Origin of the sequence: Microbacterium oryzae (assembly GCF_009735645.1) — a bacterium.
In the GTDB taxonomy this organism is placed as follows: Bacteria; Actinomycetota; Actinomycetes; order Actinomycetales; family Microbacteriaceae; genus Microbacterium; species Microbacterium oryzae.
On sequence record NZ_CP032550.1, the window covers coordinates 842638 to 854465 of the forward strand.

Annotated in this window: 11 protein-coding genes; all 11 read right to left on the reverse strand. The window is 72.4% G+C overall.

The features are described from left to right. Positions 1 to 2: 2 nt before the first annotated feature. Positions 3 to 3242, reverse strand: a complete 3240-nt coding sequence (locus D7D94_RS03920) for a DEAD/DEAH box helicase (RefSeq protein WP_425486989.1) — start codon at positions 3240 to 3242, stop codon at positions 3 to 5. 52 nt (positions 3243 to 3294) lie between these two features. Beyond that, positions 3295 to 3705 (reverse strand): transcription antitermination factor NusB, encoded by a 411-nt coding sequence (gene nusB / locus D7D94_RS03925; RefSeq protein ID WP_156241343.1) that lies wholly within the window; start codon positions 3703 to 3705, stop codon positions 3295 to 3297. Between the two features lie 9 nt (positions 3706 to 3714). Continuing rightward, on the reverse strand, positions 3715 to 4275 hold the full coding sequence (efp, locus tag D7D94_RS03930; protein ID WP_156241345.1) for an elongation factor P: 561 nt from the start codon (positions 4273 to 4275) through the stop codon (positions 3715 to 3717). A gap of 72 nt (positions 4276 to 4347) precedes the next feature. After that, positions 4348 to 5127 carry an amino acid ABC transporter ATP-binding protein gene (locus D7D94_RS03935; RefSeq protein WP_156241347.1) on the reverse strand — a complete coding sequence of 260 codons (780 nt, stop codon included), beginning with the start codon at positions 5125 to 5127 and terminating at the stop codon, positions 4348 to 4350. A 17-nt stretch (positions 5128 to 5144) separates the two neighbouring features. Beyond that, positions 5145 to 5939, reverse strand: a complete 795-nt coding sequence (locus tag D7D94_RS03940) for an amino acid ABC transporter permease (protein ID WP_156241349.1) — start codon at positions 5937 to 5939, stop codon at positions 5145 to 5147. Positions 5940 to 5949: 10 nt separating this feature from the next. Continuing rightward, on the reverse strand, positions 5950 to 6741 hold the full coding sequence (locus tag D7D94_RS03945; RefSeq protein WP_156241350.1) for an ABC transporter substrate-binding protein: 792 nt from the start codon (positions 6739 to 6741) through the stop codon (positions 5950 to 5952). 38 nt (positions 6742 to 6779) lie between these two features. Then, positions 6780 to 7895: a 3-dehydroquinate synthase gene (aroB, locus tag D7D94_RS03950; RefSeq protein WP_156241352.1), complete on the reverse strand. Its 1116-nt coding sequence runs from the start codon at positions 7893 to 7895 to the stop codon at positions 6780 to 6782. After that, positions 7892 to 8467, reverse strand: a complete 576-nt coding sequence (locus D7D94_RS03955; protein WP_156241354.1) for a shikimate kinase — start codon at positions 8465 to 8467, stop codon at positions 7892 to 7894. The genes aroB and D7D94_RS03955 overlap by 4 nt, the downstream gene beginning before the upstream one ends. After that, the gene (aroC, locus tag D7D94_RS03960; protein WP_156241356.1) at positions 8451 to 9662 is read right to left on the reverse strand and encodes a chorismate synthase; all 1212 of its coding nucleotides are present in this window, start codon (positions 9660 to 9662) and stop codon (positions 8451 to 8453) included. The genes D7D94_RS03955 and aroC overlap by 17 nt, the downstream gene beginning before the upstream one ends. A 5-nt stretch (positions 9663 to 9667) precedes the next feature. Further along, the gene (locus D7D94_RS03965; protein ID WP_156241357.1) at positions 9668 to 10507 is read right to left on the reverse strand and encodes a shikimate dehydrogenase family protein; all 840 of its coding nucleotides are present in this window, start codon (positions 10505 to 10507) and stop codon (positions 9668 to 9670) included. Then, complete coding sequence (gene mltG / locus D7D94_RS03970) at positions 10500 to 11822, reverse strand: endolytic transglycosylase MltG (RefSeq protein ID WP_156241359.1); 1323 nt, start codon at positions 11820 to 11822, stop codon at positions 10500 to 10502. Before mltG ends, D7D94_RS03965 begins: the two co-directional genes overlap by 8 nt. Positions 11823 to 11828: the final 6 nt, after the last annotated feature.

Sequence of the window (11828 nt, forward strand, 5' to 3'; positions counted from 1 at the left end):
GGTCACGGCTCGAGCAGGCCGCGGATGTCGTCGGCCGTGAGCGCCTGCGAGAACAGCGCGTCGTCATCCATGACGGCCTTGAACAGGCGCGCCTTGCGCTCCTGCAGCGCCATGACCTTCTCCTCGATGGTGTCGGCGGCGATCATCCGGTACACCATGACCTGCTTGTCCTGGCCGATGCGGTGCGCGCGGTCGACGGCCTGCGCCTCCGCCGCGGGGTTCCACCACGGGTCGAGGAGGTAGACGTAGTCCGCCTCGGTCAGGGTGAGGCCGAAGCCGCCGGCCTTGAGGCTGATGAGGAACACCGGCGCGTCGCCCGTGCGGAACGACTCGACGACCGCCGGGCGATCGCGGGTGCTGCCGTCGAGGTGAGCATGCGCGATGCCCTCCCGGTCGAGGCGCGCGGCCACGAGATCGAGGTACGACGTGAACTGGCTGAAGACCAGCGCGCGGTGGCCCTCGGCGATGACGGCGTCGAGCTGCTCGACCAGCGCGTCGAGCTTGCTCGAGGCGATGTCCGCGTGCTCGGGGTCGACGAGCTCGGGCGCGAGGCTCAGCAGGCGCAGCAGGGTGAGCGACCGGAACACGATGAAGCGGTTGCGGTCGAGGTCGTCGAGCAGGCCGAGCACCTTCTGCCGCTCGCGCTGCAGCACGGTGTCGTAGACGGCGCGGTGCGCGGGGCTCAGCTCGACATGCAGCCGCTGCTCCTGCTTGGGCGGCAGGTCGCCCGCCACGAGCTCCTTCGTGCGGCGCAGCATGAGCGGGCGCAGCCGCCGCCGCAGCCGCGCGAGGCGCTCTGCGCGGTACGCGCTCCCCTCCTGGTCCTCCGGGACCTTCCCCTTCTCGATCGGCCCGACGTACTCCTCGCGGAAACGGCGGGCGGAGGGGAAGAGCCCGGGCGCGGCGAGCGACAGCAGCGCCCAGAGCTCTGAGAGGCCGTTCTCCAGCGGCGTGCCGGTCACGGCGAACGTCACGTCCGCGCGCAGCTCGGCGGCCGCGCGATGCACGCCGGTCTGCGGGTTCTTGGCGAACTGGGCCTCGTCGAGCACGAGCCCCGCCCACTCCACCGACGCGTACTCCTCGGCGTCCAGGCGCAGGAGCGCGTAGGAGGTCACCACGATGTCCGCACCCGCCGCGGTCTCCGCCAGCGTGCCCGTGCGCTTGGACCGGGTCGCCTCGATGCGGCGCACGCGCAGCGACGGAGCGAAGCGCTCGGCCTCGTCGCGCCACGTCGCAGTGACCGAGGTCGGGGCGACGACGAGGAACGGGCGCTCCTCCCCCGCCTCGCGGGTGTGCAGGATGAGCGCGAGCATCTGCAGCGTCTTGCCGAGACCCATGTCGTCGGCGAGGATCCCGCCCAGGCGGTGACGCCACAGGAAGGCCAGCCAGTCCAGGCCCTCCTGCTGGTACGGCCGCAGCTGCGCGTGCAGCCCCGCGGGCGGCGCTGTCGGCTCGATGCGCTCCACGTCGCGCAGCCCCTCGGCCGTCGCGCGCCACGCCGCCGCCGGAAGGGACTCGTCGGCGATGTCCTCGAACTCCGACCAGAGCGCGGTCTGGTAGCGGCTGATCCGCGGCCCCGACTCCCACTCCGACAGGGTCGCCGCCTCGTCGACCAGGTCGCGCAGGCGCTGCAGCGCGGGGTGCGCGAGGGAGAAGTACTCGCCGTCGGCGAGCAGCATCTTCTTCCGCCGCTGGCTGATGGCGGTGAACAGCGGCGCGAACGGGATGGTGCGTCCGTCGATGGTCACCACGACGCCGAGGTCGAACCAGTCCGAGTCGGTCGTCTCCACCGTGGACACGGAGATCTCGGGGGCGCCGGCGAGTTCGCGGTAGCGCCGCCGGGTGCCCGTCGTCTCCACCTCGACGTCGGCGGCCTCCAGCGCCGGCAGGATCCGATCGGAGAACTCCGCCGCGTCGACGTCGCGCAGCTCTCCGGAGGGCGCGAACGGCACATCCGCGGAGGCGTCTGCCCATGCCCGCGCGACGACGGCCGCCTGCGCGGCCTCGGCCTGGCCATCCCGGTCGGGATCGGCGGCGGCGGCGCCGACGGGCGCGTCGAAGCGATGGCGGCCGAGACCGGCGTATGCCCAGGACAGCGCGTACGTGACGCGGTCGCCGGGGTGGAAGACGACCTCGATGACGGGCTGCGGAGCGGGCTGCTCCGGGATCTCGATATCGGCGCTCGAGCGGATCTCCGCGCGCCGCGCGATGACGGGCAGGGCCTCCGCCACGAACTGGTCGGTCTCGTCTTCGGGCACCGAGACCGGCCCGGCGAGGAGCGCGGCGACGGGGTCGGTGAGCGTGACGGGCGCGAGGGTGAGCGAGATGCGCCCGTACTCGACGGCGAACGCGTAGACGCCGGAGCGGGAGATGGGCCGCACGGCCGCGACGTCGACGGGCGCGCCGTCGATCTCGACCTCCGCGCGGACCTCGAGTCCGCCCGCGTCGGCATCGTCGATGCGGATGCGGGCGGCAGCGGCCTGCGCGAGGCGCACGTCGAGGAGCTTCTGCGTGGGGATGAGCGGGATGCTCAGCGCGTCCGCCGCGCGCAGGTGCGTCCACAGGAGCGCAGACGGGATCGTGTCGAGCGTCAGCCACTCGGCGCCGTCGCCGAAGGAGTCGAGGCGGAAGACGTCGCGGGCGATGCTGTAGAGCTCGGCGAACCAGCGCGACTGCGGCCGCGAGAACCGGCCGCCGGGCCTGCGCACCGCCTCCCACGAGGCGTCGCCCTTGATCCAGGCGCCCGACCGGTCGCTGCGCAGCAGCGGGCGCAGCCCGACGAACAGCTCGCCGGCGGCGCCCCGCTCGAGATGGCGCGGGTGCGCGGGCTCGGCGCGCCGCGCCTGCCAGGCGCCGCGTGCCGCGCGGTGACGCAGCTCCACGCCGAGCGCGAGCGGAACGGTCTCCGGGGAACCCGCGGCCTCTTCCGGCGAGCCGATCAGGCCGCGCCAGGACGAGGCCGCGGCGTCATGACGCGCACCGGCGGCGTTCCGCCGCTGCGCGTTGCCCGCGAGCAGGGCGGCTACCACGTGCTTGCAGCGGCTGCGCATGGGGCAGCTGCACTGCGAGGCGACGATCGCCGACGTCCGGGCGTCGATGCGCACACGCACCGAGTAGCTGCGCGCGGCGGAGCCCGACACGCGCGCGGTGAGGGTGACGCCGTCGGTCATCCAGCGGGCGTGCTCGACCGCACCCTCCTGGAAGTACGCGAGCCCGCGCTCGTACGCTCCTTCGTCCGCCATCCTGCGGATGGCGTCGACGGGGACGAACGGCGCGGGCACGCGGAGGGCGCGCTCAGTTCGAGCGCGCGATGCGCGCGAGGACGCCGTGCACGAAGGCGCCCGACTCCTCGGTGGAGAGCTCCTTGGCGAGCTCCACCGCCTCGTCGATCGCGACCGCCGTCGGCACCTCGTCGTTGTACATGATCTCCCACGCCGCCATGCGCAGCAGCGCACGGTCGACGGCGGGCATCCGCTCCAGGCGCCAGTCGCGGCTGTGCGTGGTGATCTGCTCGTCGATCTCGTCGCGGTGGTCGATGACGCCGTCGACGATCTCGCGGGCGTACAGCCACGAGGCCTGTCGCGCGGGCTCGCCCGCGGCGCGCCGCGCCTCGGCCGCGAGCGTCACGTCCAGGCCGTCACCGCGGACGTCAGACGAGAAGAGGATGTCGAGGGCGCGCTTGCGCGCCTTGGTGCGTGCGCTCACTCGCGCGACTCAGTTGACGCGGCCGAGGTAGTCGCCCGTGCGGGTGTCGACCTTGACCTTCGTGCCGGTCTCGAGGAACAGCGGCACCTGGATCTCGGCGCCGGTCTCCACCGTGGCGGACTTGGTGCCGGCCGACGAGCGGTCGCCCTGCAGGCCCGGCTCGGTGTAGGTGATCTCGAGGACGACGGACGCGGGCATCTCGACGTAGAGCGGGAGGCCGTCGTGCAGGGCGATCGTGACGAGCTGGTTCTCCAGGAGGAAGTTCGCGGCGTCGCCGACGACGGTGCCCGGCACGTTGATCTGGTCGTAGTCCGTCGCGTCCATGAACACGAACGACTCGCCGTCGTTGTAGAGGTACGTGAAGTCGCGGCGGTCGACGTTCTGGATGTCGACCTTGGCGCCGGCGTTGAACGTGCGGTCGACGACCTTGCCGGAGACGACGTTCTTGAGCTTGGTGCGCACGAACGCGCCGCCCTTGCCGGGCTTGACGTGCTGGAACTCCACCACGCTCCAGAGCTGTCCGTCGATGGCGAGGACGACGCCGTTCTTGATGTCTGCGGTGGATGCCATGTGCGTATTCGGTCCGTTCGTGTGGATCGTTCGTCGGAAGGGGCGGGGCCCGCGCGGGACCGAGAGAAGATTCTAGTTCAGATCCACGTGCGTCGGATGGATGACCCGCTTGAGGAAGTCCTGCATGCGCGGCGTCTGCGGGGCCGAGATGACCTGCTCGGCCGGTCCCTCCTCCACGACGACGCCGCCGTCCATGAAGACGACGCGGTCGGCCACCACCCGGGCGAACTCCATCTCGTGCGTGACGACGAGCATCGTCATGCCGTCGCGGGCGAGCGCGCGCATGATCGCGAGCACGTCGCCGACGGTCTCCGGGTCGAGGGCGGAGGTGGGCTCGTCGAAGAGCATGAGGTGCGGGTCCATCGAGAGCGACCGCGCGATCGCGACCCGCTGCTGCTGGCCGCCGGAGAGCTGATCGGGGTAGCGCTCGTCGAAGTCGGCGAGCCCCACCTTCGCGAGGTTCTCCCGGGCGACGCGCTGGGCCTCCTCGCGCCCGCGCCGCAGCACCTTGATCTGCGCGACGGTGCAGTTCTCCAGCACCGTGAGGTGCGGGAACAGGTTGAACTGCTGGAACACCATCCCCACGTGGCGGCGCAGCTCGTCGATGTCGACGTCGGGGTCGGTCACCTCGCGGCCGCCCACCTGCACGGAGCCGCCGCTGGGCGCCTCGAGCAGGTTCACACAGCGCAGCAGGGTGGACTTCCCCGAGCCGGACGGCCCGATGAGGCAGACGACCTCGCCGGGCCGGACCTCGAGGTCGACGCCCTTGAGGACCTCGTTCGACCCGAAGGCCTTGCGGAGTCCCTGGATCGTCACGCCGAAGTGCGCCTCCGGCTGGGAGCTGTCGGTCATGTCTCCTCCTGGAGTGCTCATCGCGCGGCCTTCGCCGCCCGCGACTCGAACCGGCGGGAGAGCTGGCTGAGCGGCAGGGTGATGATCAGGTACATGGCGCCCGCCACGACGAGCGGCGTGATGCCCGCGCCGTACTGCAGGATGCCGTCGCGTCCGAGCTTGGTGAGCTCGAAGCTCGATGCGGCCAGGCCGATGACGTAGATCAGCGATGTGTCCTTGGTCACGAGGATGAACTCGTTCGTGAGCGGCGGGAGCACGATGCGGAAGGCCTGCGGGATGACGATCGTGAGCATCGCGCGCCAGCCGGGCATGCCGAGCGAGCGGGCGGCCTCGTACTGGCCGCGCGGCACGGCCTGCAGGCCCGCGCGCAGCGTCTCCGCGATGTAGGCCGCCGCCACGATCCCGAGCGACAGCATGACCACGAGCATCGTCGGCCAGCGCGTGCCGGGGAAGGCCGCCGGAACGCCGAAGCCGAACGCGATGAAGACGAGGAGCGCCGGGACGCCGCGGAAGAACTCGATGTAGGCCGTGGCGATCCAGCGGTAGGGCGGGAACGACGCGATCTTCATGAGCGCCAGCAGCAGGCCGAGCGTCAGCCCGAGAGCGAACGACACCAGCGTGTAGAGGATGGTGTTCTTGAGGCCGACGAGGATCACGCCGGGGAACATGCCCGCGACGGCGGGGAAGTCGAAGAACGAGTTCAGCACGCGCGGCCAGTCGACGCTGACCGCCAGGACGACCAGGACGGCGACGAAGATGCCGCCCTGGACGTACTGGCTGGTCCGCGCGCGCTGGCGTGCGGTCAGGGCCACCGCGCGCCCCTTACGCGCCGTCGCCGAACCAGGTCGACTTCAGCTCGTCCAGCTCGCCGGAGTCGGTCAGGCGCTGCAGCGTGCCGTTGACGACGTCCATCAGCTCGGTGTCGCCCTTCTCGGTTGCGATGCCCAGCTGCTCGCCGGTCTCGAAGTCGGCCACGCGCGTGAAGCCCTCTTCGTCCTTGATGCCGTAGCCGAGGACGGAGACGTTGCCGAGCACGGCGTCGACGGTGCCGGCCTTCAGCGCCTCGAGCTGGAGGCCTGCGTTCTCGAAGCCGACCGGGGAGATCCCGTTCTCCTGCGCGTACGCCTCGCCGGTGGTGCCGGACTGCACGCCGACGACCTTGCCGGCGGCGGACTCGAGGTCCTCGATGCCGGAGCCGTCGGCAGCGATGAGCGTCAGGTCATCGTCCATGTAGGGCTCCGAGAAGTCCATGTTGCCCTTGCGCTCCTCCGTGATGGAGATGGAGGAGATGGCGAGGTCGCACTTGTCGAACGAGAGACCGGACTGGATCGACTCGAACGAGTCGGTGATGACCTCGAGCTCGGCGTCGAGGTCCTCCGCGATGGCCGCGGCGATGTCCATGTCGAAGCCGACGGTGTCGCCGTTCTCGTCGATGAACTCGAAGGGCTCGTAGGGGATGTCGGAGCAGACGGTGAGCTTGCCGGACTCGACGAGCTGGACGCCGCCGGCCGAGGCCTCGGGCTCCTCGCCGCCGGACGCGCAACCGGCCAGGGCGAGCCCGGCGGTGCTCGTGACGATCAGTGCGGTCACCGCACGGGACGAGATGCGCTTCATGGCAGGGGCCTTCCTCGAAGTGGTGGGGTTCATCCTAGTCACGCGCCGCCGGTCGAGATGATGCGACCCGCGCTCTCCTCCGCGATCTCCTGATACGCGGCGAAGAGGAGCGATTCGTCGGGCGCCTGGGCGAGCGTGGGCTTGCCGATGTCGTCCAGGAGCACGAACCGCAGCATCCCCGCGCGCGCCTTCTTGTCGCGCTGCATGGTGGCCAGCAGCTGCTGCCACGCTCCCGTCCGGTAGGTGGTGGGGAGGCCGAGGGACGTGAGGATGGCGCGATGCCGGTCGACGGCCGCGTCCGGGAGTCGCCCGGCCAGTCGCGAGAGCTCCGCGGCATACATCATGCCGATCGACACGGCGGCGCCGTGGCGCCACCGGTAGCGCTCGGCGTGCTCGATCGCGTGCCCGAGCGTGTGGCCGTAGTTGAGCGTCTCCCGGACGCCCGATTCGCGGAAGTCCTCTCCCACCACGTCGGCCTTCATGCGGATGGCCAGCTCGATGCAGCGGCGGAACTCGGGAGTGGTCGGATCGGTCGCCCGCGCCGGATCGGCCTCGACGATCTCGAGGATCTCCGGGTACCGGATGAACCCCGCCTTCACGACCTCGGCGAAGCCCGCGACCGCCTCGTTCTCCGGCAGCGTGGCGAGCAGGTCGAGGTCGCAGAGCACCGCCCGCGGCGCCCAGAAGGCCCCCACGAGGTTCTTCCCCTCCGCCGTGTTGATGCCGGTCTTCCCGCCGATCGCGGCGTCGACCATGCCGAGGACGGTGGTGGGGATCTGCACGACGTCGACGCCGCGCAGCCAGGTCGCCGCGACGAAGCCGGCGAGGTCGGTCACCGCGCCGCCGCCGAGTCCCACGACGGCGTCGGTGCGGGTGAAGTCGGCCTGGCCCATGATCTGCCAGCAGAAGGCCGCCACCTCGACCCGCTTGGCCTGCTCGGCGTCGGGCACCTCGGCGAGGAGGATCTCGCGCCCGCCCGACTCGACGAGCTCCGTGCGCAGCTGCTCGGCGCGTGCGCCGAGCGACGGCTGGTGCACGATGAGCACCTTCGTCGCGGCGGGCGGCAGCGCGTCGGCGAGACGCGCCAGGGCGCCACTGCCGACGATGACGTCGTAGCCGGGGGTCCCCGCCACGCTGATGACGGTGTCGCTCATGTGTCCTCCTCGGTGCGCGCGGTGCGCGCGCTCGGCTCGTGGTCTGCCGGCCCTTCGCCGCGCACCCATGCGACGATGCGGTCGACCGCGCCCTGGGTGGGCCCGCGTGACGTGTCGAAGACGGCGTCGGCGACCTCGGCGTACAGCGGTGCGCGCGCGTCGCGGATGCGCTTCCACTCCGCGACCGGGTCGGTGCCGCCGTTCAGCAGCGGCCGCTTCTGGCCGCGGATGCGATGGGCGATGGCGGTCTCGTCGACGTCCAGCAGCACCACGCGGTGCGCGCGCAGCAGTGCGCGCGTCTCCGGGGCGAGCACGGCGCCGCCGCCCAGGGCGACGACCCCCGGTCGCTCGACCGCGGTCCGCACCGCGTCGCGCTCGAGCGCGCGGAAGCGCTCCTCGCCGTCGCGGACGAAGATGTCGGCGATGGGGCCGTGCGCGCGGACGATCTCGGCGTCGGTGTCGGTGAACGGCAGGGCGAGGGCGCGCGCGACGCGTCGGCCGATGCTGGTCTTGCCCGCCCCCATCGGCCCGACGAGGACGACCGCGCCGACGCCGTCAGCGGGCGACGTCATGCGCGAGCGCTGCGGTCCGCTGCGTCTCGGGGATGGCCGCGAGGTAGCCCTCGAGGTTGCGGCGGGTCTCCGCGATGCTGTCGCCGCCGAACTTCTCCAGGACGACCTCGGCCAGGACGATCGCGACCATGGCCTCGGCGACCACGCCCGCCGCCGGCACCGCGCAGACGTCGGAGCGCTGGTGGTGGGCGGAGGCGGTGTCGCCGGTGGCGACGTCGACAGTCTGCAGGGCGCGGGGCACGGTCGCGATGGGCTTCATCCCCGCGCGCACGCGCAGGACGGTCCCCGTGGACATCCCGCCCTCGGTGCCGCCCGCGCGGTCCGATCCGCGTGCGATGCCGTCGTCGCCTGCGAAGAGCTCGTCGTGGGCGGCGGAGCCGCGGCGCCGGGTGGTCTCGAAGCCGTCGCCGACCTCGACCCCCTTGATGGCCTGGATGCTCATGAGCGCCTGCGCGAGCTTCGCGTCGAGGCGGCGGTCCCACTGCACGTGCGAGCCGAGCCCCGGCGGGAGGCCGTACGCGAGCACCTCGACGATGCCGCCGAGGGTGTCGCCGTCCTTCTTCGCCGCGTCGACCTCGGCCACCATGCGCTCGCTCGTCGCCGGGTGGAAGCACCGCAGCGGGTCGGCGTCGAGCGCGGCGACGTCCGCCGGTGCGGGCAGCGCGGCGTCATCCGGCACCCGGACGGGGCCGATGGAGAGCGTGTGGCTCACGAGGCCGATGCCGAGCTCGGCGAGGAAGCAGCGCGCGACGGCGCCGAGCGCGACGCGGGCGGCGGTCTCCCGCGCGCTCGCGCGCTCGAGGATCGGGCGCGCCTCGTCGAAGCCGTACTTCTGCATGCCCACGAGGTCGGCGTGGCCCGGCCGCGGCCGGGTCAGCGGGGCGCCGCGGCCGCGCGACTTGTCGCTGAGCTCGACCGGCTCGGCGCTCATGACCTCGGTCCACTTCGGCCACTCGGTGTTGCCGATCCGCAGCGCGACGGGGCTGCCCATGCTGAGTCCGTGGCGGATGCCGCCGGAGATCGACAGCTCGTCCTGCTCGAACTTCATCCGCGAGCCGCGCCCGTAGCCGAGCTTTCGACGCTGCAGGTCGGCCTGGATGGCCGCGGCCGTGACGGGGACGCCCGCGGGCAGTCCCTCCATGATGGCGATGAGTTCTGGGCCGTGAGATTCGCCGGCCGTGAGCACGCGGAGCATGGCGACTAGTCTCCCATGAGCGCGGAGCGCATCGCGGCCACCACCGCCGCCTCGTCGGGCAGCTCGGCCTCGACGTCGCCCGCGACGAACACGCGCACCTGCAGCACGGCCTGATGGAGCAGCATCCCGAGGCCCGAGTGCGCGGCGCCCGCGGGCCACGCCGCGGCGAGGGCCGAGGGCCAGGGCGCGTAGGCGGCGTCGAACAGCGTGCCGCCGGCTGCCGACAGGGCCTCGGCGTGCGCGGAGGGAAGCGCGGTGCCGCCCGGCAGGGTGGCCACGGTGAGGTCGACAGCGGTGTGCGCGGCGTCGAAGGACGCAGCGACGACCGCGATGCCTGCGCGCTCTCCGATCGCGACGAGCGGGGCGACGGCCCCCGGCCGACGCGCGACGACCTCGACCCGCTCCGCGCCCATCTCGCCGAGTGCGACGAGGGCCGAGGCGGCGGTGGCGCCCGCGCCCACGATGCGAGCGGTCGCGACAGCGGCGACGCCGAGCTCGTCCAGCGCGCGCACGATGCCGCCGACGTCGGTGTTGTACCCGTCCGGTGCGGCGAGCCGCTCGCCGTCCGCGCCGAAGGAGAGCGTGTTGACCGCTCCGGTGAGCTCCGCTCGGCGGCAGCGCCGGCCCGCCGCGCGGAACGCGCGGGCTTTGAGCGGCATGGTGACCGCGAGTCCGCGCCATCGGGCGTCGAGGGACGCGAGCGCGTCGGAGAACTCTCCCTCGCCGACGCGCCGCCGCTCGAAGGCCCAGTCGAGGCCCAGAGCGCGATACGCGGCGCCGTGCAGCTGCGGGGATCGGCTGTGTGCGATGGGGTCGCCCCACACCTCCAGACGGATGTCACTCACAGTAGACGGCGTTCTCCTCGCTCGCGCGGCACCATTCCTGCAGGCGGGCGACGGCCGCCTCGTGCTCCTGGAGGGTGCTGGAGAACACCGTCTCCCCCGTCTCGAGGTTCACGGGCACGAAGTAGAGCCAGTCGCCGTCGGCCGGCGAGATCGCCGCGGCGATCGCCGCCTCGCCGGGCAGGCCGATCGGGCCGACCGGCATGCCCTCGTGCACGTACGTGTTGTACGGGTTGGCGGCGTCGGCGCGCTGCTCGTCGGTCGTCCACACCGTGTGCGTGCTGTCCGCCCCATACGCGACGGTCGCGTCGGACTGCAGGAGCATCCCCTCGTCCACGCGGTTGGCGAACACGCGCGCGATCTTCGGCATGTCGGCCTCGCCGCCGGACTCGCGCTGGACGAGAGCGGCCATCGTGAGGATCTCGAAGCGGTTCTCCGGCGCCACGCCCTGCGCGTCGAGGCGCTCGAACATCTCGTCGACGAGCTGCTGGATCACGTCGTCTGCGGTCGCGTCGGGATCGAACGTGTAGGTCGCCGGGAACAGGAAGCCCTCGATGCTCGGCGCCTCCGCCGGCACGCCGAACCGCGTGTAGTCATCCGCGGCGGCCTGCAGGTCCTCCAGCGGGATGTCGGTGACCTCGGCGATGTTCGCCAGCGCGTCGGCGGCGAAGCTGCCCTCGGTGATGAGCACCGTGTTCTCGAGGCGCGACGCCGGGTCCTGGAGCGCGGCCAGAGCGGCCGCCGAGGTCATCTTCTGCTGCAGCCGGTAGACGCCGGGCTGCAGCCCGCCGTCGTCGTCGATCTCGATGAGGTGGCGGTAGAAGGAGTCCTCCTCGAGGGTGACGCCCGCATCGTGCAGCGTCTTCGAGATCGCCTGCCCGGTGTCGCCCTCGGCGATGGTCACCGTCGCCTCGCCGGTGGCCTCGCCCTCCTCGTAGTCGTGCGGGCCGTCCCAGCCGAGCGCCTCGGAGATGCGCTCTCCGTACGTGTTCCACGCCCACAGGGCGCCGGCGCCGGCCCCCGCCAGAAGCGCGAGCACGATGATCCCGGCGATGAGGCAGCCGGCGCGGCTCGTCCGGCGCTTGGCGGGCCGGTGCTCGTTCTCCGGCGTGAAGAGATCCTCGAGGCCCGCCGGACGGTGCTCGGGAACGGCCTGCGCCGCGGGCCGCTCGGCTGCGGGCTGCCCGGGCCGGGCCGCGCTCGCCACTTCGTGAGCGGCGGCGCTCGGCAGCTTCCGTCGGGCCTCCGCGGCGAGCTCCTGCTCGCGGCGCTCGCGGCGGGTGAGCTCGCGCTCGTCGGGATTCGAGGGATCGGACATGCGTGT